The sequence below is a fragment of the Rhizobium sp. BK529 genome (assembly GCF_014194105.1).
In the GTDB taxonomy this organism is placed as follows: domain Bacteria; phylum Pseudomonadota; class Alphaproteobacteria; order Rhizobiales; family Rhizobiaceae; genus Rhizobium.
This window is the reverse complement of sequence record NZ_JACIAU010000001.1, coordinates 2382556-2404533: the sequence shown is the minus strand read 5'-3', so window position 1 is coordinate 2404533 and position 21978 is coordinate 2382556. Positions and strand designations below refer to the sequence as shown.

Below are 21978 nucleotides of genomic sequence, written 5' to 3'. Positions count from 1 at the left end.
CGGATGAGGGGGCCGCACGGCACGCCGGAAGACGAAAAGCAGTCCCCAAGCCCCGTTACCCAGCCCCTACGCTTGCAAAAAATCCTTCAGGGTTCTCCACTTCCACCAGCTTCTTCCGTTCGATCAGCCAGAAGCGGTTGCCGACCGCGCGCACGAAACTGCGGTCATGCGAGACGAGCAGGCAGCTTGCCTCCTGCGCCATCAGCTCGCTTTCCAGCGCCTCCTGCCCGTCGATGTCGAGATGGTTGGTGGGCTCGTCGAGCAGGTAGAAATTTGGTTGAGTCAGCCTGAGTACCAGCATGCCGAGCCGCGCCTTCTGACCGCCTGAAAGCAGTTTTACCGGCCTGCCCTGCATATCGATCGTCATGCCGGCGCCGGCAAGCAGCGCGCGCGCCCGCTGATCGCCGACATCGAAGCGGCGGATGATCGTCTGCAGCGGCGTGTCGGCGTCGCTGAGATCGGCAAGGAGCTGGTCGCCGTAGCCGAGTACCAGCGACGGCGTTGCCTTTATGCCGGCTTTTGCCGTTTCAGGCTCGGCGATTGCTGCCCTGAGCATGGAGACCAGCCGCGACTTGCCGGCGCCGTTGAGGCCGAGCAGCACGATGCGGTCACCCTGGCAGATGAACTGCTTTCCCGTACGGAAGAGCAGGGTGCCGTCAGGCGTCGTGACTTCGGCATCTTCGAGGGTCACCAGAACCTTGGCATGCGTGCCGCGATTGGAGAGCCGGATCGCGCCGGCCGAACGCTCAAGATGAGCGGGCCTGGCAGCCTCTTCAAGCTTCTCGGCGCGCTGCTTCAGCTGCTTCGTTTTGACCACCAGCAGGTCGCTGCCGGAATTGATGCCGATATTGTTGAGCTTTGCCGCCTGTTTTCGAAGCTGCTCGACCGTCTTCATCTCCTTCTCATAGCGCCGCGCGTCGGAGGCATCCGCCTCGTCGAGGGCGGCGCGCGCCCGGCTGTAAGGCAGGGAAAAGACGGGCGATTGCTCCGGCCGCAGGAAGAGCGTCCGGTTGGTCGTTGCATCGAGGAAGGCGCGGTCGTGGCTGGAAATGATGACGGGCGTATCGCGAGGCAGCATGTTCAGCCAGTTTTCGAGCTGCGCGATCTTTTCGAGATCGAGATGGTTGGTTGGTTCGTCGAGCAGCAGCACATCAGGCTCGTTCACCCAGGTGCGGCCGATCAACGCCAGCCGCTGCCATCCGCCGCTGAGCTGCCGGAGCGGCCGCTCGCGCAGCTCCTCCGGCACGTCGAGCGATTCCAGCACGACATCGGCGCGCCAGCTTTCGCTGTCGGCCTGGTCAGGCGGAAGGGCGTGCAGGATGGCGTTGCGGAAGGTGGCATCGAAAAGCGCTGATGGCACGTTTTGTTCCACATGGCCGATCGTCAGCCCGCGCGCCCTGGTGATGTCGCCTTCGGTCGCCTCCAGCGCACCCGTCATGAGCCTGAGGAGGGTGGATTTGCCGCGCCCGTTGGCCGCCACGAGACCGATCCGGTCGCCGGCATTGACGACGAGATTGAGCTTCGAAAACAGCGGCGCGGACAGCACGATGCCGAGATTGCGGATATTGATGAGGGTCATGATCTGATCCTGGCCTTGTCAGGCGAAGACGCGGATCCGGGGCTTTCAGCCATCGACGGAAATGCGCGCCATGCCTTGCGGATTGAGAGATGCATGCGGCTGAGACGTCGAATTCAGGCGCAGCAATGCCACAAAGGGCGGACCAGGAAGAGATTTGCGAGAAACGGTCTCTGGTCAGCCCTGCAAACGCATCTGCAGGGCGTTGACTGGGCCACGCTGGCGATGATGCCGGAAGTATATATTCACGCGCAGCCCTCCTTTCTTTCTCGGTTGCAGGAGAGGAAATACCATTGCTTGGGGCTGCAGACAAGGGATGGCGGACGAGGGCTTGAGGACGAGGGATCATCATGGCGCCGGACGCGCGCAAATGCTATGAACGACCATCATCATCCGGATCGGGGGACGAGGGATGATTTCCGTATCCAGGGCAGGCAGTACAGAGGATTTCATCATCATCGCCGGCTTCTGCGATGCGCTCGGCGCATTGGATGTGGAGCTCGGCCGCGACCGTGGTATCCCCGCCGAGATCGTCATGACGCTTTTCCACGGCGAAACGCATGAAAGCCTCGCCCGGAAATACGGATCCGATGATGCCATGATGTTTCTTGCCAGATGGCAGGGCGCGCCGGCTGGCTGCATCGCGCTCGCGCCGTTCGAGGCGGATGCCATGGAGATCCATAAATTCTACGTTGATCCCGCTTTTCGTGGCCGCGGCGTCGGCAATCTGCTGATGCAGAGGGTGCTCGATGAGGCGAAAGAGAGCAAACGCACCACCATGCTCGTCAATACCGCCGCCTATTTGAAGAGTGCAGTCTCCCTCTACGAAGCCTTCGGCTTCGTTCACTGTTCGCCTTTTCACGAGGTTCCGGCCGAAATCAGCCATACCGAAGTCTTCATGTCGCGGCCGCTCTAAACCCGCCTGCATTACGACCTGACGCGTCACGCCCGCCAATTGCCGCCGCGGTTGCACAGCAATGTGTGATCGTATAAGCGGCCGTCGACAGACTGAGGCAATTCCTGATCGGGGACGAGTATCATGGCAGGCGGTGACGACGAGTATGTTTATGACGAGGCGACGGGCGAATGGCGTCCGGCTTCAGAGATGGCCGCAGCTGCGCAGGCCGTGTCCGAGGTTCGCGACGCCTCCGGAAACGTGTTGAAGGACGGCGATTCCGTTACGCTCATCAAGGACCTGAAGGTAAAGGGCGCCAATCAGACCCTGAAGCAGGGTACGGTCATCCGCTCGATCCGTCTGACAGACAATCCGGAAGAGATCGACTGCCGCCACGACACGATCAAGGGGCTGGTCCTGCGCACAGAATTTGTCCGCAAGCGCTGATCAAAGCTGGTTGCACAAGAGTGCGCAGCCGTTCTGCGATGCCGGCCGCGCCCGACTGACTTAAAGCGGCGGCGGATCCGAGAGATCGCGCCATGCTTTCCTACCGCTTCAGGCTACCCAGGATTCCGCGCACCAGTGCCCGGCCGACCTGTGTCGCCACTGTGCGTGCGACACTCTTCATCGCCGCTTCCATGACCGTTTCGCGCTGATAGCCGGAGCGGCCGCGCGGCTGAGCCTTGTCGTCATCGTTGCCGCCAAATCCGGGCAGGGTCCAGCCTGACGTGGTGTTGCCCTCCTGCGGTGCCTGTTCCTGCGCCCGCTTGGCAGCGTCGGAATCGGCCGCCTTCCGGGCACGGGCAGCGAGCATCTCGAAGGCGGATTCGCGGTCCACGTCCTCGTCATAGACGCCGAGCACGGGGCTGTGGTCCATGACCAGCTGACGCTCGGCATCCGTCACAGGCCCGACGCGGGCGGATGGCGGGCGGATCAGCGTGCGCTCGACGATCGACGGCGCACCTTTGGCTTCCAGCGTCGAGACGAGTGCCTCGCCGGTGCCGAGATTGGTGATGACGGTGGCGCAATCGAAGGCCGGGTTGGGGCGGAAGGTGTCGGCTGCCGTCTTCACCGCCTTCTGCTCGCGCGGCGAATAGGCGCGCAGCGCGTGCTGCAGGCGGTTGCCGAGTTGGGCGAGCACAGTTTCCGGCACGTCGAGCGGGTTCTGCGTGACGAAATAGACGCCCACACCCTTTGAACGGATCAGCCGCACGACCTGCTCCACACGCTCGATCAGCACCTTTGGCGCATCGTTGAAGAGCAGATGGGCTTCGTCGAAGAAGAAGACGAGCTTCGGCTTCTCGGGATCGCCCACCTCCGGCAGTTCCTCGAAGAGTTCGGAGAGCAGCCACAGCAGGAAGGTGGCATAGAGGCGCGGGTTCATCATCAGCTTGTCGGCGGCAAGAACGGAGATCTGCCCATAGCCGTTGTTTGCGGTGCGCATGATGTCGGAAATCTTCAGCGCCGGTTCGCCGAAGAAATGTTCGGCCCCCTGCTGTTCCAACACCAGCAGCGCGCGCTGGATCGAGCCGACCGAGGCCTTGGAGATGAGGCCGAACTGGCTGGAAAGTTCCGACGCGTTCTCGCCCATATAGTTGAGCAGCGCGGTGAAATCCTTGAGGTCGAGCAGCGGCAGGCCGGCTTTGTCGGCGATCTTGAAGGCGATGTTGATGACGCCTTCCTGCGGCTCGGAAGCATCCATCAGGCGGGCAAGCAGCAGCGGTCCCATCTCGGCGACAGTCGTGCGCACCCGATGACCCTTTTCGCCGAACAGATCCCAGAAGATGACCGGGAACTGCTCGAACTCGTAATCGTCAAAGCCGATCTGCTGGGCGCGCTTGGTGAGAAAATCCTTCGGCTCGCCCTTGGCGGCGATGCCCGAGAGGTCACCCTTGATGTCGGCGGCGAAAACCGGCACGCCGGCTTTCGCAAAGCCTTCCGCCAGCACCTGCAGCGTCACCGTCTTGCCGGTACCGGTGGCGCCGGTCACGAGCCCGTGGCGGTTGCCGAACCTGAGGTCGAGATATTCGCCCTTGTTGATGCTGTCATCAGGATTGCGGCTTGCGCCGATGAAAATCTTGCCGTCCTCGAGCATGAAAGAATATCTCCTCGGTCGATGCCGCCGCTCAGTTCCGAATATGCGCCTCTTTCCGCACATTCATGCAATTATCGTTTGTCTGTTATAAGCAGGCGACAGGATGCGGACAACTGTTTGCGTCAAAAGGCAAAGCGGCAATGGAAACGTCGGAACGGGCAGCTTGAGTAGTCGTGTCAATTCGATTACGTTGACGTTAACGTAAAAACAGGAGGCAGACGATGAATGAGATTGTGACTGAAATTGCCAATCGTGTGGGCATTTCGCCTGAGCTGGCCGAAAAGGCGCTCGGCATGATGCTCGGCTTCCTGCAGCGCGAGGCGGCCGACGGCCCTGTCGCCGAGATGATCGAAAAGATCCCCGGTGCCACCGAACTCGTTGCCCAGTTCAACGGCGAAGGGGCCGGCGGTGGTGGCGGCCTGCTCGGCGGCCTCATGAGTGCGCTCGGCGCCGGCGGCATCATGGGTCTCGGCCAGCAACTGATGAGCGAAGGCCTTGGCATGAGCGAGATCACCTCCCTTGCCAAGGAAACCATCGCCATCGCCAAGGAACATGCCGGCGAAGAAGTGGTCGATCAGGTCGTTGCTTCCGTTCCCGGCCTCAGCCAGTTCGTCTGAAAGCCGATCTTTGAAAGCGCAACAATTGCTTCGGCGCGAAGAAGCTATTCGCCGAGCGATTATTTACCCGCTCGAAAGATAATAATGGCGGCAGGTTCATGGGCGAGCAGCGCACCTTCTTCGTCAACGAATCGATCGCATTTTGAGAGTTGATGAATCCATCCGGCAACACCAGTCGCCGGATGGAAATCCGCGGCTACCTTTCCTAGATTAACCAGTGCCGGATTTTTTCACCGACGGCCGGATCGGCTGGAACGATGCGCTTCGAAATCTCGTTTCATATCGGCCAGATAAAAGGAATATGGTCATGCGTAACTTGATTGCAGCAGCCTCGATCATTCTCCTCGGTTTCGCCGCTCCGGCCTTCTCCCAGGCCCTCGGTGATATGGACTATTCCGGCCGCTTCGGTGGCATGCCGCCAGGCACCGTGCCGGATGCCAATGCAAGCGGCGGCGGTATCTCCATTCCGTTCGATACAGTCGGAAACGAAAATGTCACCGTCGTCGTTCCGCCCGAACGGACGCCGTGCCCAAAGCACGGCACGCGCGCCTATCGCGCGGCGGTGCGTAACGGTACGCTGCCCGCTGCCTGCCGTTGACGGGACGATCGTCGGGCCGGCGAGCAGGAACGGCTATTTGCCGCTCTTGCGCCGGAGAACTCCCAGTTCATGCCACTTGCGGCCATCGCGCTGGATCAGTTCGTCGGCGCAGGCAGGCCCCATGCTGCCCGGAACATAAGGATCCGGAATGCGGTCATCCTTTGCCCACTCGTCAAGGAAGGGCTGCACCGCTGCCCAGCCGGCCTCGATGCCGTCTGCGCGCTGGAAGAGTGTCTGATCGCCGATGAAGAGGTCGTAGAGCAGTGATTCGTAACCGGTCGTCTTGCTGATATCGAACTTGTCGGCATAGCGGAAATCCAGCGCTACCGGCACGGTATCGACGGATTGACCTGGCGATTTGATCGAAATTTCCATACTCATCCCCTCATCGGGCTGCACCTGAATGACGAGCTTGTTCGGCGGCAGGCGACGGTTGGCCCCCGTTTCGCGGAACTGCGCGAAGGGCACAGGCTGGAAGGTGATGACGATTTCCGTATCGCGCGCCGTCATCGCCTTGCCGGTGCGCAGATAGAAGGGAACGCCGGCCCAGCGCCAGGTATCGGCATAGAGCTTCAGTGCCACATAGGTTTCGGTCTTGCTGTCGGGCGAAACATCCTTCGTATCGCGATAGGCGGGCAGGTCGATGCCGTTGAGCGGACCGGCGGTATAAGCCCCGCGCACGCCATTGGCCCTGGCTTCCTCAGGCGTATAGATGCGCAGCGCCTTCAGAACCTTGCTCTTCTCGTTGCGGATCGCCTCGGCGTCAAAACTGTTCGGTGGTTCCATGGCAATCATCGCCAGAAGCTGGAAGAGATGGTTGGGGATCATGTCACGCAGTGCGCCGGTCGCATCGTAGAACTTGCCGCGCGTACCGACATCGACGATTTCGGAGGCTGTGATCTGCACGTGATCGATATAGCGGCTGTTCCACAGCGACTCGATCATCATGTTGGCGAAACGCGCCGTCATCAGGTTCTGCACCGTTTCCTTGCCGAGGAAATGGTCCAGCCGGTAGACTTGGCTTTCCGCCACACGGGCAAGAATGCGCGCATTCAGCGCTTTGGCCGAAGCTAGATCGGTGCCGAAGGGTTTTTCGATCGCCACGCGGCGGAAGCAGCCGTCGCTTTCATCCATCAGCCCGAGATCGGCAAGTTTCTCGACGATCGGACCGAAGAAGCTCGGCGGCACGGCAAGATAGAAGGCTGCATTGCAGGTCGTGCCGAGGCGCTTGCCGATTTCGAGGAAGATATCGTCCTTGGTGAAGTCACCCTGCAGATAGGAGATGCGTGGCCGCAGGCTCCCCCAGGCTTCGTCTTTCATTGTTTCTTCCTCGCCGCTGATATGGCTGAGGAAGTCATCTAGCCGCTTGCGCAGGAATTCGTCGTCACCGGGCTCGATGCCGACGCCGAGGATATTCAGATCGCTGCCGACGAGGTGGCTGCGCGTGAGATTGATGATGGCCGGAACCAGCAGTCGCCGTGTCAGGTCGCCGGTGGCGCCGAAGATGACGAGAGTGACGGGCGGGGTAGGGTGAGCGTCCATGCGTGTCATCTCCTGCTGGATTGTCCGGCCGAATATAAAGCGCTTCCGCTTTACCGCAAGAGAACCTGCCTACCAATGAGAACAAGCATTTGACAGGGCGATCGCGGTGCAGTGCCGCACCCCGAAAGCAGTTCCGGGGCTCGGAGCCCCGGAGATGTCACTGGCAAAATCTGTTTGAGAAGAGCAGCTTAGCTGCTCTTGACTGACGTGTCGGCGGTGCTGTTGGTGGCTGGCTTCTGGGTGCCGGATGTGTCCGCCGTGCCGGATTTGGTACTGTCCGACTTGCCGCCATCCGTGGCCGGCTTCGTCTCGGTCTTCACAGGCCAGGTGATATAATAATTTTGCGTTCCGACCTGGCCGAAATAGACCTCGTTGCCGGTGCCCTTCTCGATGAAGCTGCCGTTTTCGCTTCTGACGAGGCGCCCGTGGGAATCGCGCTGCAAATGGTCGCGCAGGAAATCGTTCCAGTCGTCCGTCTTGATCGCTGTGCCCTTCTTCTGCTCGACATCGGCTTCCTTGGGATCGGTCACATCCCATGCCTTGATCGAAACGCCCTGGATCGGATCGGTAACCGCCAACTGGCCCTTCTTGAAGGCGGCAAGCATGGCAGCTTCCTGGCTGTTTTCACCCTTGGCATCAGCCGCGGCCGTCATGTTCTGGCGCAGCAGCGCCATGAATGAGGCGGTGGTGATGTCGGTGCTGGCGACGGTGTTGCCGGAGGCATCCGTCGATCCGGTCTTGCCGGAATTAATCTTGTCGAGCATCACCGACAGCGCCGAGCGCGACTGCGAGGGAAGGCTGGAATAATCGTGGCCGGTCGAGCTGCTGGAGCTGCTTTCCGAGGAATTGCCCTTGATCACCTGCAGCGCGATCTGCGCCCTCTCCAGTCGTATGTTAGATACAGAAGAAACCATTTTGAAAATCTCTTTGTCAGGCCCCGCACGTGGTGGCGCAAAGGCGTTGAATGGATAGCGATCGACGCTGGCAGCGTCACAAAAGCACGTCTGGATTGAGAAACCCCAGGGCGAACCGCTACACTTCAAACTTTGCGTGTGGCTTGCGGAGAGCCGACAAAGTTTCGCCGGCAGCGGATCGCTGCCGGCGTCAGGGAATTCAGGGGTTTCCGATCAGGCCTTCACAGCTACCATGAAGAGCCGCGGAAACTTGAGCAGAACTTTGCCGTCGGACGCCTTCGGATAGACACGGTCGATTCGTTCCAGATAGTCAGCAAGAAAAGCCTCACGATGCCCTTCGCCGGCATGGTCGAGATAGGGGCGCAGCCCCGTTCCCTTGACCCATTCGACGATCGCCGCCGCATTGTCCATCGGGTGATTGTAGATCGTGTGCCAGATATCGACGCGGGAGGATTTGGCGATCAGCCGGCTGTAATAGGTCGATGGCGGTGGCAGCATGTTGCGCCGTACGCTCTTCTTTTCAAACGCGGCCTTCCATGGCCCGGCATGTGCCGTTTCCTCCATCATCAGATGGCTCGGCTCGCCGAGATTGTCGGGCATCTGCACGGCGAGCACGCCACCCGGCGCCAGCCCGTCCATCAGCCGGTCGAAAATGTCGAGATGGTCGGGAAGCCACTGGAACACGGCATTGGCAAAGAGCAGGTCTGCCGGTTCGGAAGGCTGCCAGGTGGAAAGATCGGCCTCCACGAAGGCCGTGCCCGGCAGGCGCTTGCGGGCGGCCTCCAGCATGTTGAGGTCGCTGTCGAGGCCGGACACATTGGCCGCGCCATAACGGTCGATGATCAGCTCGGTCGAATTGCCCGGCCCACAGCCGAGATCGACCGCATGGCGGAGTTCCGTCAGCGGCACCTGCGCCAGCAGGTCGCGCGCCGGGCGGGTGCGTTCATCCTCGAATTTCACATATTGGCTGGCTGACCATGCCATCATTTTTCTCCTGATATCAGGCCACGTCCTCGACGTGGCGGATGCGAACCTCGTCTATGCTGCGGCTATCCGGCAGGGCTTTGTGTAGAGGCGAAGATCACTTTTCGCAAAGCAGCCGCTCGCCAGAGTAGGGTTGGTAAGTACAGTCCGACGGCCGGAAGGAACGATAGCTGCGGGAGCAGGCGGCGATGTTGCAGGATTGCGGTGCACCTCGACCGTCGATCATTGCTCCTGTCGAGCTTGCCTCATTCGGTGCAGGCTCGGCCATTGCCTCTTGCATGAAGTCCCGCCAGATACGGGCCGGCAAGGCGCCGCCTGTGACGCCGTTCATCGGCGCGTCATCGTCATTGCCCACCCAGACGCCGGCGACAAGCGGTTTCGTGAAGCCGATGAACCAGGCGTCGCGATTGTTTTGGCTGGTGCCCGTCTTGCCGGCTGCGAACGTCCCTGGGTCGGCGCCCCGTCCAGTGCCCCGCTCGACCACCAACTGCAAGAGCCCGAGGAGATCGGACTGGTAGGGCGAAAGGTCGACATTCGGCCCAGCTTGTAAACCGACCCGAAACGCTTTCGGCTGCCCCGCGGCCTGAAAGTCGATGATGCCCCGGGGCCTGACAGGTGCCTTGCCGAGATGGACAGACGCGTAGGCGCTGGTCAGGTCAAGCAGGTTTACTTCGGATGTGCCGAGCGCCAGAGACGGTGTATTGGCAAGCGGCGCATCGATGCCGAGTTCTCGGGCGGCGGCAATCACATTGTCGAGCCCGATCTGATCGGCAAGCCTGACTGTCGCGGCATTGAGTGATCGGGCGAAAGCCTCGGCCAGTGTTACCCAGCCGTGATAGCGGTCGCCGGAATTTTCCGGCGACCAGCCGTCGATATTGATCGGCGCGTCGAGAACCCAATCGGACAAGGTAAGCCCAGCCTTCAGCGCCGCGTAGTAGACGAACAGCTTGAAGGTGGAGCCGGGCTGCCGCATCGCCGTGACGGCGCGGTTAAACTGGCTTGCCTTGTAGTCGCGGCCACCGACCATGGCAACGACCGCGCCGTCGGGTGTCATCGCAACCAACGCGGCTTGAGATGCTCCCGCGGCCTTTCCTTCCCTGTCCAAGGCTCTCTTTACGACGTTCTCAGCGATCTGTTGCAGATGCGGCACAAGGGTCGTGCGAACCGTGGTCGATCCTGGCGAGGAGCCGGCGATCTCGCCCGCCTGCGGCGAAATCCAGTCAGCAAACCAGCTTCCGGAGCGCGGTGTCGGCGTCGTCGGATGCAGCTTGGCAAAACTCGCCTTGGCTTCCTCCGCCTCCGGTCCGCTGATCTTGCCATTGGCCACCATCGCGTCAAGAACAACGGCGGTGCGTTGCCGGGCGCCTTCGAAATTATCGATCGGATTCCACTGGCTCGGCGCCCGCAGCAATCCCGCCAGCATCGCCGATTCCGGCAGGTCGAGGGCGCTGATATCCTTGTTGAAGTAGATCCGCGCGGCGGCAGGCATGCCGGTCGCACCAGCACCGAGATAAGCGCTGTTGAGATAGCGCGTCAGGATTTCTTGCTTGCCGAGTTTCCACTCCAGCCAGAGGGCGATGACGACCTCCTGTATCTTTCGTTTTATTGTCCGATCGCTGTCGAGATATTGCAGTTTGATAAGCTGCTGGGTGATCGTGCTGCCGCCCTCTACCACCGAGCCAGCTTCGAAATTCCGCAGGAGCGCTCTTCCGATCCCTCTGATGTCGATGCCAAAGTGATGCATGAACCGCCGATCCTCGATCGAGAGGACGGCGTCGATCAGTTGCGGCGGAAACTGGTTGTATTGCGCATAGGGGCCTTGATACGGCCCCTGTCTTACCAACGGTGCACCGTCAGCGGTCTCCAGCACTACGACAGGCTTCAAGCTCCCATCCCGGATCTCGCCCCAGGGAACGTCCTTCAGTGCCCACACCAGGACACTTCCCGTCAGGAGCAGAAAGACAAGAAAGGCCGATCCCAGGGCGACTTTCCACCGTCCCGCATGAAGCGAGCCGCGTCGGCGATTTTTGAAGGGCATGGCATACAGATCACCGATACCGCGCCCGGTTTTAGCCAGAGCAGTCGCGAACCACTTGCCAAGATGGCCGATCGTCGTTGTGGTTTCCGACCGGTTTGCTTTTCTGAACTCCGTCCTCAAATGGGAAGCGGCTGCGACTGTTTTGGCCTTGGCCAAGGTTAAGCCCACTCGCAAATCATGGGCTAGGGCACACAATAAATCGTGCGCTGCCTGTCTGCTTTGGCCGAAGGACTTGTGAGGCTGTTTTGGGTAGGCGGCCTGGGGGGATGAGCTGGTCTCAGCCAATGAGTCCGCGGCGGGCGCCTGCGCCCCAACATCGTCGGTCGGAAGCTTCGAATCTGCCGGGTGATTGATACCCGTGCTTGAGCTACCGGCACTTTGCGTTGAGGATTTGGGAGGACTTGGCATCGGTTACCGCTAAAAGGCTCTTCCCGAAAATAGCGCGCGCTTATACCGCGGCAATGCCAAATGTTCCATCGCAAAACGGCCTATCTAGCGCCTTCGCCGAGGATCCCCCACCCTATGTCATCGGACCTAAGTCCTTGTTCGAGCGGGACCTAGGTCCAGTGTCCAGAGACGGTGCCGATGACATATTAAGATTCAAGGCGTGGGAAGATTGCCTTGCATGGAGTGCGCGTAAATCGGAATCGGAAGAGGACATGAAGAAGTTCATTATCGCAGCATTGGCTTTAGCGACGGCGTTAACAGCGTCGCCCGCATTCTCTCAGATCTACTTCGAGTATGGGACCGGCCCTCGCTATTACGATCGCCCAGAACCACGGTACTATCGCTACCCGCCACGCTACGGCTACGATGACTACTATGGCCGCCCGAGGTATCGCCATGGCGACCGCTGCTGGACACAGAGATACTACGGATACAGGCATCACCACCGCGTGGTACGCTACAGGACCATCTGCGACTAGAGCCAAACGCGGTTGTCGTAGTAGGGAATTCAGAGCGACGCCATCCCCCGTAAACGTTGGCCCGTGCATCAACGCGAGCTTATGTGGCAGTTTTCGGAAGAGCAGATCGGTCGCAAGGATCGATCTCGTCAAGCCGCCAGGATCGTGATCCCATGCGCGTTTGCCGCTGCCCGCATGCGCGCCACCGTCTCCGGTGATGGACTGCCCTGCGGTCGTTCGGTAACGCCTTCGGTCTCGATGAATTCGGCCATGTCGCGATCAACGATGGCCGAGAAGACCGCAGGCACGGTTCCGTTGTTGGAATAGCCGTGCACCATGAAGGGGGCGATGCTGACGATGTCGCCTGCGCTCGCCTGGATCTCTTCCGGCCCGGTGTCGGTCAGCCGCCAGACCGTCAGAGTACCCTCGATGATCCGGAAGACTTCTGGGCTCGCATGCGCGTGCCGCGGCGTCCTGCCGCCGGGCTCGACGGTCACATCGAAGACGTTGAGCCAGTTGCCTGTCAGGCGAGCCCGTCGCTCGACCTTGTCGCCCAGCACGAAGAAGCTTTTTACCTCCTTCCGGGCATCTGTATTCACAAATGAGTTGGACATGATGTCTCTTTCTTGTTCTTGCGGGGCGGTCCGATAGACTTTCGCGGTCGCTTTGGCAACCGCCGCAAAACCGGGGGAGGGCGACAAATACGCGGCTTTTGCACGCTTTCAGCCCCTGAAACCCACCGCCAGCATATCGGTATGGGTCCTCCGTTCTGCAAGTGCGGCAGGTTTGCATCCACTATTTCTGTAATATCGCCGACACAGAAGAGGCGCATAGAACGCGCCGATCCTTCCCCGCCAATCCGGCATACCATCAGCGGAGCAACCCCATGTCTTCTCTTCCCGTCGTCGGCGCAGCCATGACGATCGACGAACTCGAAAACCATCGTGACTGGCTCTTCGAAAAGTCCCGCGATCTCGAATTGCAGAGCTTCATCAATGCCGACGTTCTGAACGGCGACTGGACGCCGCGCGCCGATCGCGCCAGGAAGCTGCTCGACGGCTTCAAGGGCCGCGTCGGCATCCATGGCCCGTTCTGGGGCTTCATCATCGCCTCGCAGGATCCGGATATCCGCTCCGTCGTCTCCCGCCGCATGCTGCAGGGCCTCGATGTCTGCGCCGCAATCGGCGGCACGCACATGGTCATCCACAGCCCCTACACGACCTGGGGCTATAACAACCTCGACAACAATCCAGGCGAGCGCGAAAGCATCACCGACTATTGCCATCAGACGATGCGGGAAGCCGTGAAGCGCGCCGAAGAAATCGGCTGCACCCTCGTCATCGAAAACATCGAGGACAAGGATCCGCATATCCGCGTGGCGCTTGCCGAAAGCTTCAATTCGCCGGCCGTTGCGGTCTCCATCGATACCGGCCATGCGCACTACGCCCACGGCTCGACCGGTGCGCCACCGGTTGATTATTACGTCCATGCCGCTGGCAACCGCCTCGGCCACGTGCACCTGCAGGATGCCGACGGTTATGCCGACCGCCACTGGGCGCTGGGCGAAGGTACCGTGAACTGGCGCGCGATTTTTGCAGCCCTTGCCAAGGTCGAAAGCAATCCGCGCCTGATCATCGAGATCAAGGACAAATCGAAGATCATTGCTTCGGCTGAATACCTGGCTTCGATCGGCGTCGCCCAATAACAGCGTCAAGTAATCGGAACAGGCGGCGAGACCATCTCGCCGCCGCCGATGTTCAGGCCGTTGTATCCTTCGGCCGGCGCGTGAAGGCGACTGGCAGGCAGAGTACGTAGAAAGCAGCGCCAAGCACCCAGACAAGTCCTGGGAAGGCATCGCGCGAGGCGAAGTAGACAGTGCTGATCGCCAGCGGTCCGATGATCGAGGCAAGGCTGGTCATGCTCGCAAGCAGCCCCTGTGCCCGTCCCTGATGATCGCTATCGACACGCGCCGTCACCAGCGATTGCAGGGCAGGAGCGCCAACCCCGCCGAGGCAGAAGAGCGGCATCAACAGGAATGCCATCCAGCCCTGCGTCACCAGCGCGATGATGATATAGGCCGCGCTGTCGGCGACGATGCCGATCAGAAGTGTCCGGTGCTCCCCCCATCTTTCGCTGATTGGCCCGGCAATGAAAGCCTGCACGACCGCATGGAAGAAGCCGAAAGCGGCAAGCGAGAAGCCAACCATCATGGGCGACCAGGAAAACTTGTCCTGTCCATAAAGAACCCAGATCGTACCGCCGACTTCGCCGACAAGTGCAAGGATGAAATAGGCGCCCGCGAGCGGCAGCAGTAGCCGATAGCCCATGAGCCAGCGGAAATGTGCAAGCGGTGAAAATTCCTGTTTCTCGGCTTCCGAACCGGTCATGCGCGTCTCCGGCAGCAGGAAGAGCGCCATCACCAGATTAGCTGCATTGAGTGCGGCAGCGATGACGAAGGGCAACCTCACGGAGAATTCACCTAGAACTCCGCCGATCGCTGGACCGGCAATGAAACCGATGCCGAAGCAGGCGCTGAGCTGGCCGAAGCGGCGGGTGCGCTCGGCATCCTCGGTGATATCGGTCACGCAGGCTGCGGCTACGGCGTTGCTGGCACCCGTGAGGCCGGCAATCGCTCGGCCGATAAAGAGCAGCCAGAGCGACGGGGCAGCCGCCATAAATACATAGTCGATGGCAGCACCGGCAAGTGACACCATCAGCACCGGCTTGCGGCCGAACCTGTCTGAAAGCGAACCGAGCACCGGCGAGAAGATGAATTGCATCAGCGCATAAAGTGCCAGGAATGCACCGAACCGCCACCCCAGATCGTCAGTATGGCCGACGTCCTGCAGCAGCCGTGGAAAGATCGGCAGGGTCAGCCCGATGCCGGCAGCATCGAGGATCACGGTGGCATAGACGACGACAAGCGCTATTTTCATGGGATCAACTGAAAATTTATCACTGATAAGTTCCTTATCGCTGATAAATTGGAATGGCAACCGGGAAGTCGAAGCCGATGAAAGTGGACAGGGCGCAGATCGTCGACGAAGCGCTGAAGCTCTTGAACGAAGTGGGTATCGATGCCCTCTCGACCCGCATGCTTGCCGAGCGCCTGAATGTGCGCCAGCCAGCGCTCTACTGGCACTTCAAGAGCAAGCGGGCGCTCGTGGAAGCCATGGCCGAAGAGATCATGGCCCGCGGCCACACGCATAATTGGCCTGCTTCGGTGGATGATTGGCGTGACTTCATGCTGGACAATGCCCGCAATTTCCGCCGCGCGCTTCTGAACTATCGCGATGGCGGGCGGGTGCATGTAGGTACCGAGGCCAATCCGCAGGATCTCGCCAATATTGAAACCCATATCGCGATACTCGTCAAAGCAGGCATGGGAGCGGAATTCGCCATGGAACTGCTCGTCGCGGTCAGTCGCTACACCGTCGGCTGCGTTATCGAGGAGCAGGCCGAACCGCCGCCGGAACGGGAAAAGCTCGATGCCGCGGCGGCCGATTTCACGCTGACCAACAGGGCGATCACGCATTATCGCAACAGCGGCCACGAAGCCTTTTTCGAAGCCGGGTTGCAGATGATGATCGATGGCGCCGCGCTTCGATTGGCACGACGCTCCTGAGCCTCAGTCACGCATTGCCCAGCGCACGCCGGCGGCAACGGAGAGCCCGAGCAGCGGCCATATCGCCCAGAAGACTCCGTGCCATGTCAGCATATTGATGGCGACGATGCCGACCCCGATCACGGCAAGTGCTGCAATACGTTGGTCGAACTGGTTCTGTGATCGCACCCATCTCATGGCGGCCACGAAGGCGAAGGCGAGCAGCGGCCATACTGCCCAAAATTCACCCTCCCAGGTGGCAATATTGATGACAATGAGCACAGCGCCGATGACGGCCAGGATGCCGCCGATCTTGCGCAGCCGACCCCGCGGAGGCGCAGGCGGGGCCGGCGCCGGTCGTGGCGTCACCATCTCGACGGGCCGATCGGGAGCGGCGGCTGCCGGCCTCTGCGGCTCCGTTCCGATATCGCCGATGCGAACGGCATAGCTCGGCACGGCGTCGGCGACATTCTTCATCTCCAGGGGGCCCAGAAAGTCGAATCCGACAGCCACTTTGTTGCGCACCTGATCGTAGACGGTATTCGAGATCACGATCCCGCCGGCCGGCGCCGAGGCTTGCAGCCGCGCGGCGATATTGACGCCGTCGCCATAGATATCGTCGCCTTCGACAATGACGTCGCCGAGATTGATGCCGATGCGGAAGAGCATGCGCCCGTCGGTCGGCCGTGCCGCATTCTTGCCGGCAAGCTCGTTCTGCACGTCGATCGCCGCCCGCACGGCCTCGACCACACTCGGAAAATCGGCCAGCAGCCCGTCGCCCCAGGTATTGACCACCCGTCCGCCATGCGAAGTGATGAGCCGCGACATGGCATCGCGATAGTGCTTCAGCATCGCGAGCGTGCCTTCCTCGTCCTCGCCCATCAACCGCGTATAGTCCTGCACGTCGGCTGCAAAGATCGTCGTCAGCTTGCGCTGTGTCTCGCTCATGAAATCCCCCATCGCCGCCGGCGGACCGGTGACTTTACCACTCTATAGGTGGGATCGCGACCGTCGATCGGGTAGTCCGCACCGCGCGAATTGCCGTCCCACCGTCCTAGAACTGCGTTATCACGCTGATACCCGTACCCTCGGCCTTGTCGAGCGCCATCAGTGCCGGAACGGCCTCTTCAAGGCTGATACGCCGCCCGATCAGTTTCTGCGGCGCGATCTTGCCGGCAGAAAGCATGGAAAGCATCGCATCATAGCGCCAAGCCTGCATGCCGTGGCTCCCGTAGATTTCGAGCTCATGGCCGATCACCTGTGCCATCGGGATTTGCGGCGTCGAGTGCTCGCCGAGCATCAATCCGACCTGCACATGGCGGCCGCGCCGGCGCAGGTTCTTGATCGAGTTGAAGCAGGTGACGGGATGGCCAAGCGCATCGATCGACACATGCGCACCGCCTTTGGTGATCTCTCGCACGGCTTCCGCGACGTCGGTGACGGCGGAAGCATTGATCGTCGCCACCGCCCCGCATTCGCGCGCGAAGGCAAGTTTTTCCTCGGAAATGTCGACGGCAATCGCATTTGCCCCAAGCGCGGTCGCGATCATGATCGCCGAAAGCCCCACACCGCCGCAGCCATGCACGGCGATCCATTCACCCGGGCCGGTGCGCGCCTGATCGGCAACCGCGCGGAAGGAGGTGGCGAAGCGGCAACCGAGGCTTGCCGCCGTGGCATCGTCCACAGTCTCGGGCAGATGCACGAGATTGGTGTCGGCATAATCGATGGCGACATATTCGGCAAATGAGCCCCAATGGGTAAAGCCCGGCTGGAACTGGTTGAGGCAGACCTGCTGGTTGCCGGAATGGCATTCGGCGCAATGGCCGCAGCCGGAGACGAACGGCACGGTCACGCGGTCGCCGGCCTTGAAGCGCACCACGCCCTTGCCGGTCGCCACGATCTTGCCGGCAAGCTCGTGCCCCGGCACATGCGGCAGGCGGATATCCGGGTCGTGCCCCATCCAGCCATGCCAGTCGCTGCGGCAGAGCCCTGTTGCGCCGATCTTGATGACCACGCCATCTTCCGAGGGCGTCGGGTCCGGCACGGTGCGGATCTCGGGCGCCTGTTCGAAGGCTTCGTAATACATGGCTTTCATCTGTTCATCTCCTGGCCCGGCACGCGTTTTCTGATCGCCATGATGACATGCGGCGGTGGCATTCATCCAGTCGGCCTTCCATCATTTTCCTTTATGCACTCATCGTTTTAGCACCACCGAACGCGCATCAATATTTCAATCGCAAGGCAGTCACCGGCATTTTCTTGCTTCGATGTTTCAGCCGCCAATTTGCGCTTGACCGGTCCGGTCACGGAGGATTTTGCTTTGCCGACTTCAGAAGGAGAGCCCAAAATGCCCGTCGACACATCACCCCGCACGACCACCTGGACCTATGTCGACGGAGAGTGGATTGCCGGCAACCCGCCGCTGATCGGACCGACCTCCCATGCCATGTGGCTCGGTTCCACCGTTTTTGACGGCGCCCGCTGGTTCGATGGCATCGCGCCGGATCTCGACCTGCATTGCCAGCGCATCAACCGCTCTGCCGTCGCCATGGGCCTGAAACCAGTCAAGACGGCTGAAGAGATCGAAGCGCTTGCCTGGGAAGGTGTCAAGAAATTCGACGGCAAGACGCCGATCTACATCAAGCCGATGTATTGGGGCGAGCATGGTTCGGCAGGCAGCGTCGTGACCGTCGATGGCGAATCCACCCGTTTTGCGCTCTGCCTGTTCGAGGCGGCCATGGGCGGCCACGCCGGCTCCTCGCTCACGGTTTCCCCTTACCGTCGCCCGACGCCGGAAACGGCGATGACCGATGCCAAGGCCGGCTCGCTCTATCCGAATAGCGGCCGCGCGATTGCCGAAGCGAAAAGCCGCGGCTTCGACAACGCCCTGATGCGCGACATGAACGGCAACGTGGCCGAAACCGCCTCCTCGAACGTCTTCATGGTCAAGGACGGCGTGGTCCTTACACCGATCGCCAACCGCACCTTCCTCGCCGGCATTACGCGGCTGCGCGTCATCGGCCTCTTGCGCAAGGCCGGCTTCGACGTGCGCGAGGTGACACTCTCGGTCGAAGATTTCATGAGCGCCGACGAGGTTTTCACGAGCGGCAACTATTCCAAGGTGGTCGGCGTCAACAGGCTCGACGGCCGCAATTTCCAGGAAGGCCCAGTCACCCGCAAGGCGCTGGAACTCTATATGGACTGGGCCCACGGCCGCTCGGCGAGCGATGAGTAGGTGAGGTCCTGGCGCCGCAACGCGCCGGCAGTCGATCCAGTGAATCGATGCAAGACCGAACGCCCGAAGCCATGCGAAGGGCCGTGATGCCACTAGCGGCGAATATCGGCACCACCGGCCCTACCGCACCCCATACAACCCCACCCCATCCGGGAAGCCCTTCAACCGATGGCTTCCCAAGGATATTGCATCTGTGGGCTTCGTCTCCTCAAAAAACGCCTCGGACATCAGCAACGCTTCCCCAAGTTCGCTGCACGCACCCTGAATACGGCTGACCAGATTGACGTCTCCGCCGATCAGCGTGAAATCCAGCCGTCGCCCGGAGCCGATATTGCCGTAGCTGACCTCGCCATGATGCAGGGCGATGCCGGCTCTGGCGCCGATGCCGTCGTAATTGAAGCCGTCGAGCGCTTCGAGGATTGCCCGCGCCGCTGAAAGTGCGGAATTGCAGGTGCTGGCGGCATCATAGCCGGGGAAGAAGGCGAGCACTGCGTCTCCCATGAATTTCAGCACTTCGCCGCCTTCGCGGGTGATTGCCGGGATGACCCGGTCGAAATAGGCGTTCAGCAGTCCGAGCACGGTCTCGCCGGACAGGCGGTTGGAAAGTTCGGTGAAACCTCTGAGGTCACAGAGCAGCAGGGCTGCCTGCATGGATTCGATCTCTCCCTGGCGAATGCGGCCGGCAAGGATGCGGCTTGCCGTCATCGGCCCGATATAGGTGTCGAGCAGGCTGAGCTCGACCTGGCGCAGGATGCGCAATTCGCTCGTATTGCGCAGCGCCGGCAGGATGCGTTCGAGCATCTGCATGTCCGAGGCGGTAAAGCCCCCCGGCCGTTTGGTGCCGAAGACCGCCGCGCTGACCGGACCGTCGGCATTGCAGAGTGGAGCGATCATCAACTGCACAAGCTCACGACCGGCGAAGATATCGAGATGCTGCCAGCGACCATAAGGGCTCTGACCCGGCCCCACGATCAGCATCTCGCGTGTTTCGAATACCCTGTGCAGCGGCGTGTTGGCGATGGCGAGACGCGTGCCGTGCTCGCGGTCGTGGATCTCCACGGGTTCCCCCGGCGCCCAGGCAATGGTGCGGCCGATAAATTCCGGATGCAGCGTCATCAGATGCAGCGTCAGCCGGTCGACCGGGACGCCGAGCGCGCGCAGGCGGCGCCCAAGACCGGAGACGAGGCCGACCTCATCGAGTGCATGGCATTCGTCACCGGTCAGCCATTCGATGAGGTCGAACACAGCGGTGGTGTTGCGGCTGCGCGCGGGAGCCCTGGTTTCAACGGGATAATCGATGTCGAGCAAGTTGGACATGGGTGTTCTCCTCCTTTGGACGCGCTGACCTCAGTGAGCGCCGCCGCCGGAAATCTGGGCGGGCTTCTTGAGAAGCAGGGTGGCGAGCAGGGCGACGACGAGCGCGACGCCGAGCAGGAAGAACGTGTCGCTGAAGGCCATAATGTTAGCCTGCTTGCGCAGCTTCAGCGCGATCGCAACGATCGCCTTGTGGGTGGCAAGCGCCTGATCGCTGACGCCGTGGTTCATGAAGTAAGCGGTCATCCTTGCGACACGGTCGCGGGTGGCTTCCTCGAAGACGGAGACCGAGTTGGTCAGGATGTTCGAGTGGAACTGCTCGCGCTTCGACAGGAAGGTCTGCAGCGAGGCGATGCCGACTGCGCCGCCGAGATTGCGCATCATATTGAAGAGCGCGGATGCCGAACCGGCATTTTCCGGCTCGATGCCTGCGGTAGCGATCGCCGACAGCGGCGTGAAGACAAGCGCCTGACCGACAGCACGCACGACGTTCGGCCAGAAGAGCTGATCGCTCGCATAGTCGCCTGTCATATGCACGTTCATGAAGTTCGAAGCGGCAAAGAGCGCAAAGCCGACGATGATCAGCAGCCGGATGTCGAAGCGCTTCATCAGACGCGGCACCAAAGGGATCAGCAAAAGCTGCGGGATGCCGGTCCAGGCAAGCACAAAGCCGATTTGTTCGGAATTGTAGCCCTGGATACGGGTCAGGTAGATCGGCAGCACGAAAACCGAGCCGTAAAGCGCGATGCCCAGCAGGAAGTTTGCAAGGATGCCGAAGCCGAAATTGCGGCGGGCAAACAGCCGCAGGTTCAAGAGTGGATGGGCGACCTTCAGCTCGATGATGAGGAAGAGCGTCAGCGACACGGCGGCAATGATCGAGAGGCGGACGATGAATTCCGAGCCGAACCAGTCTTCCTTATTGCCTTCCTCCAGAACGGTCTGCAGCGCGGCGAGACCTATCGCCATGGTAATGATGCCGGGCCAGTCGCCCTTGGAAAGCAGGCCGAGGTTCATCGGCGCCCGGTCGAGCGAGGCCCAGAGCATGCCAACCATCAGCGCACCAGGCACAAGGTTGATATAGAAAATATATTCCCAGCCCCAGTTTTCGGTGAAATAGCCGCCGATGGTTGGGCCGATCGCCGGGGCAAACGTGGCCGAAAGGGCAAAGAGCGCCAGGCCTACCGGCTGCTTGGGCTTGGGCAAGAGCGTGATGATGATCGTGAAGGCCATCGGGATCAGCACGCCGCCGGTAAAGCCCTGGATGGCGCGCAGGATGATCATCTGCTGCAGGTTGACTGCGAAGGCGCAGGCGACCGAGAAGACCAGAAAGAGGATCGCGTTCACCAGCAGATAGTTGCGGACCGAGAAGATGCGCGCAAGCCATGCGCTGAGCGGAATGACGACGATCTCGGCGATCAGATAGGAGGTCGAGATCCAGCCGCCATCATCTGTGCCGGCGCCGATGGCGCCCTGGATGTCGGCAAGCGAGGCATTGACGATCTGAATGTTCAGGATCGCCATGAAGGCGCCGAGCGTGGAGCCGACGACGGCACACCACATGCGAAGCGGGCTCATGGCAGGTCTGGTAGCGGGGGCGGTCGCAGCGACAGGGCGCGCGACGGAATTGCTGTTTGCGGCGATCTGAAGCGTAGCCATGACTA

General features: G+C 61.1%; 19 protein-coding genes. 7 read left to right on the top strand and 12 right to left on the bottom strand.

Features of this window, described 5'->3' with window-relative positions; all coding sequences use genetic code 11:
- Positions 1 to 55: 55 nt before the first annotated feature.
- Positions 56 to 1579, bottom strand: coding sequence for an ABC-F family ATP-binding cassette domain-containing protein (locus FHX08_RS12225; RefSeq protein ID WP_132652157.1), 1524 nt, complete (start codon positions 1577 to 1579; stop codon positions 56 to 58).
- Between the two features lie 409 nt (positions 1580 to 1988).
- On the opposite strand from FHX08_RS12225, the gene FHX08_RS12220 reads away from it, so the two are divergent.
- Positions 1989 to 2492, top strand: coding sequence for a GNAT family N-acetyltransferase (locus FHX08_RS12220; RefSeq protein ID WP_132652156.1), 504 nt, complete (start codon positions 1989 to 1991; stop codon positions 2490 to 2492).
- Positions 2493 to 2615: 123 nt separating this feature from the next.
- A complete protein-coding gene (locus tag FHX08_RS12215; RefSeq protein WP_132652155.1) occupies positions 2616 to 2918 on the top strand; it encodes an alkylphosphonate utilization protein in 303 nt (100 codons plus the stop codon).
- A 100-nt stretch (positions 2919 to 3018) separates the two neighbouring features.
- Here the strand turns inward: FHX08_RS12215 and FHX08_RS12210 are convergent, their stop codons facing one another.
- Complete coding sequence (locus tag FHX08_RS12210; protein WP_132652154.1) at positions 3019 to 4566, bottom strand: helicase HerA-like C-terminal domain-containing protein; 1548 nt, start codon at positions 4564 to 4566, stop codon at positions 3019 to 3021.
- Positions 4567 to 4787: 221 nt separating this feature from the next.
- Between FHX08_RS12210 and FHX08_RS12205 the strand changes: the two genes are divergently transcribed.
- Positions 4788 to 5183 carry a hypothetical protein gene (locus FHX08_RS12205; protein ID WP_132652153.1) on the top strand — a complete coding sequence of 132 codons (396 nt, stop codon included), beginning with the start codon at positions 4788 to 4790 and terminating at the stop codon, positions 5181 to 5183.
- 307 nt (positions 5184 to 5490) lie between these two features.
- Positions 5491 to 5781: a hypothetical protein gene (locus tag FHX08_RS12200; protein WP_132652152.1), complete on the top strand. Its 291-nt coding sequence runs from the start codon at positions 5491 to 5493 to the stop codon at positions 5779 to 5781.
- A 33-nt stretch (positions 5782 to 5814) separates the two neighbouring features.
- On the opposite strand, the gene zwf is transcribed toward FHX08_RS12200, so the two are convergent.
- The 5 genes from zwf to FHX08_RS12175 all read right to left on the bottom strand — a co-directional run bounded on the left by zwf (position 5815) and on the right by FHX08_RS12175 (position 12778).
- A complete protein-coding gene (gene zwf / locus FHX08_RS12195; RefSeq protein ID WP_132652151.1) occupies positions 5815 to 7323 on the bottom strand; it encodes a glucose-6-phosphate dehydrogenase in 1509 nt (502 codons plus the stop codon).
- Between the two features lie 188 nt (positions 7324 to 7511).
- Positions 7512 to 8237: a hypothetical protein gene (locus tag FHX08_RS12190; protein ID WP_132652150.1), complete on the bottom strand. Its 726-nt coding sequence runs from the start codon at positions 8235 to 8237 to the stop codon at positions 7512 to 7514.
- Between the two features lie 213 nt (positions 8238 to 8450).
- Positions 8451 to 9221 (bottom strand): trans-aconitate 2-methyltransferase, encoded by a 771-nt coding sequence (gene tam / locus FHX08_RS12185; protein WP_132653198.1) that lies wholly within the window; start codon positions 9219 to 9221, stop codon positions 8451 to 8453.
- Positions 9222 to 9318: 97 nt separating this feature from the next.
- Positions 9319 to 11667: a PBP1A family penicillin-binding protein gene (locus FHX08_RS12180; RefSeq protein WP_132652149.1), complete on the bottom strand. Its 2349-nt coding sequence runs from the start codon at positions 11665 to 11667 to the stop codon at positions 9319 to 9321.
- Between the two features lie 646 nt (positions 11668 to 12313).
- Positions 12314 to 12778, bottom strand: coding sequence for a cupin domain-containing protein (locus FHX08_RS12175; protein WP_132652147.1), 465 nt, complete (start codon positions 12776 to 12778; stop codon positions 12314 to 12316).
- A gap of 272 nt (positions 12779 to 13050) precedes the next feature.
- Between FHX08_RS12175 and FHX08_RS12170 the strand changes: the two genes are divergently transcribed.
- The gene (locus FHX08_RS12170) at positions 13051 to 13869 is read left to right on the top strand and encodes a sugar phosphate isomerase/epimerase (protein ID WP_132652146.1); all 819 of its coding nucleotides are present in this window, start codon (positions 13051 to 13053) and stop codon (positions 13867 to 13869) included.
- 52 nt (positions 13870 to 13921) lie between these two features.
- Here the strand turns inward: FHX08_RS12170 and tet are convergent, their stop codons facing one another.
- Entirely contained in the window at positions 13922 to 15100 is a 1179-nt protein-coding gene (tet, locus tag FHX08_RS12165) for a Tet(A)/Tet(B)/Tet(C) family tetracycline efflux MFS transporter (RefSeq protein ID WP_184327208.1), read from the bottom strand.
- Positions 15101 to 15153: 53 nt separating this feature from the next.
- Between tet and tetR the strand changes: the two genes are divergently transcribed.
- On the top strand, positions 15154 to 15789 hold the full coding sequence (gene tetR, locus FHX08_RS12160; RefSeq protein ID WP_245508239.1) for a tetracycline resistance transcriptional repressor TetR: 636 nt from the start codon (positions 15154 to 15156) through the stop codon (positions 15787 to 15789).
- Positions 15790 to 15792: 3 nt separating this feature from the next.
- On the opposite strand, the gene FHX08_RS12155 is transcribed toward tetR, so the two are convergent.
- Both FHX08_RS12155 and FHX08_RS12150 read right to left on the bottom strand, forming a co-directional pair.
- Positions 15793 to 16716 carry an adenylate/guanylate cyclase domain-containing protein gene (locus FHX08_RS12155; RefSeq protein WP_184327207.1) on the bottom strand — a complete coding sequence of 308 codons (924 nt, stop codon included), beginning with the start codon at positions 16714 to 16716 and terminating at the stop codon, positions 15793 to 15795.
- Positions 16717 to 16822: 106 nt separating this feature from the next.
- The gene (locus FHX08_RS12150) at positions 16823 to 17863 is read right to left on the bottom strand and encodes a zinc-dependent alcohol dehydrogenase family protein (RefSeq protein ID WP_132652143.1); all 1041 of its coding nucleotides are present in this window, start codon (positions 17861 to 17863) and stop codon (positions 16823 to 16825) included.
- Positions 17864 to 18115: 252 nt separating this feature from the next.
- Between FHX08_RS12150 and FHX08_RS12145 the strand changes: the two genes are divergently transcribed.
- Positions 18116 to 19003 (top strand): branched-chain amino acid aminotransferase, encoded by an 888-nt coding sequence (locus tag FHX08_RS12145; protein WP_132652142.1) that lies wholly within the window; start codon positions 18116 to 18118, stop codon positions 19001 to 19003.
- 120 nt (positions 19004 to 19123) lie between these two features.
- On the opposite strand, the gene FHX08_RS12140 is transcribed toward FHX08_RS12145, so the two are convergent.
- Together FHX08_RS12140 and FHX08_RS12135 are read right to left on the bottom strand one after the other, a co-directional pair.
- Complete coding sequence (locus FHX08_RS12140; protein WP_132652141.1) at positions 19124 to 20320, bottom strand: adenylate/guanylate cyclase domain-containing protein; 1197 nt, start codon at positions 20318 to 20320, stop codon at positions 19124 to 19126.
- Between the two features lie 30 nt (positions 20321 to 20350).
- A complete protein-coding gene (locus tag FHX08_RS12135) occupies positions 20351 to 21973 on the bottom strand; it encodes an MDR family MFS transporter (RefSeq protein WP_132652140.1) in 1623 nt (540 codons plus the stop codon).
- Between the last annotated feature and the right edge of the window lie 5 nt (positions 21974 to 21978).

What these genes read in the sequence shown, in the direction of transcription:
- FHX08_RS12150 (WP_132652143.1), bottom strand. Translation starts at nt 17,863, where the DNA reads ATGAAAGCCATGTATTACGAAGCCTTCGAACAGGCGCCCGAGATCCGC.
- FHX08_RS12170 (WP_132652146.1), top strand. Translation starts at nt 13,051, where the DNA reads ATGTCTTCTCTTCCCGTCGTCGGCGCAGCCATGACGATCGACGAACTC.
- FHX08_RS12210 (WP_132652154.1), bottom strand. Translation starts at nt 4,566, where the DNA reads ATGCTCGAGGACGGCAAGATTTTCATCGGCGCAAGCCGCAATCCTGAT.
- FHX08_RS12135 (WP_132652140.1), bottom strand. Translation starts at nt 21,973, where the DNA reads ATGGCTACGCTTCAGATCGCCGCAAACAGCAATTCCGTCGCGCGCCCT.
- zwf (WP_132652151.1), bottom strand. Translation starts at nt 7,323, where the DNA reads ATGGACGCTCACCCTACCCCGCCCGTCACTCTCGTCATCTTCGGCGCC.
- FHX08_RS12155 (WP_184327207.1), bottom strand. Translation starts at nt 16,716, where the DNA reads ATGAGCGAGACACAGCGCAAGCTGACGACGATCTTTGCAGCCGACGTG.
- FHX08_RS12205 (WP_132652153.1), top strand. Translation starts at nt 4,788, where the DNA reads ATGAATGAGATTGTGACTGAAATTGCCAATCGTGTGGGCATTTCGCCT.
- tam (WP_132653198.1), bottom strand. Translation starts at nt 9,221, where the DNA reads ATGGCATGGTCAGCCAGCCAATATGTGAAATTCGAGGATGAACGCACC.
- FHX08_RS12220 (WP_132652156.1), top strand. Translation starts at nt 1,989, where the DNA reads ATGATTTCCGTATCCAGGGCAGGCAGTACAGAGGATTTCATCATCATC.
- FHX08_RS12190 (WP_132652150.1), bottom strand. Translation starts at nt 8,237, where the DNA reads ATGGTTTCTTCTGTATCTAACATACGACTGGAGAGGGCGCAGATCGCG.
- FHX08_RS12215 (WP_132652155.1), top strand. Translation starts at nt 2,616, where the DNA reads ATGGCAGGCGGTGACGACGAGTATGTTTATGACGAGGCGACGGGCGAA.
- tet (WP_184327208.1), bottom strand. Translation starts at nt 15,100, where the DNA reads ATGAAAATAGCGCTTGTCGTCGTCTATGCCACCGTGATCCTCGATGCT.
- tetR (WP_245508239.1), top strand. Translation starts at nt 15,154, where the DNA reads ATGGCAACCGGGAAGTCGAAGCCGATGAAAGTGGACAGGGCGCAGATC.
- FHX08_RS12225 (WP_132652157.1), bottom strand. Translation starts at nt 1,579, where the DNA reads ATGACCCTCATCAATATCCGCAATCTCGGCATCGTGCTGTCCGCGCCG.
- FHX08_RS12140 (WP_132652141.1), bottom strand. Translation starts at nt 20,320, where the DNA reads ATGTCCAACTTGCTCGACATCGATTATCCCGTTGAAACCAGGGCTCCC.
- FHX08_RS12200 (WP_132652152.1), top strand. Translation starts at nt 5,491, where the DNA reads ATGCGTAACTTGATTGCAGCAGCCTCGATCATTCTCCTCGGTTTCGCC.
- FHX08_RS12180 (WP_132652149.1), bottom strand. Translation starts at nt 11,667, where the DNA reads ATGCCAAGTCCTCCCAAATCCTCAACGCAAAGTGCCGGTAGCTCAAGC.
- FHX08_RS12145 (WP_132652142.1), top strand. Translation starts at nt 18,116, where the DNA reads ATGCCCGTCGACACATCACCCCGCACGACCACCTGGACCTATGTCGAC.
- FHX08_RS12175 (WP_132652147.1), bottom strand. Translation starts at nt 12,778, where the DNA reads ATGTCCAACTCATTTGTGAATACAGATGCCCGGAAGGAGGTAAAAAGC.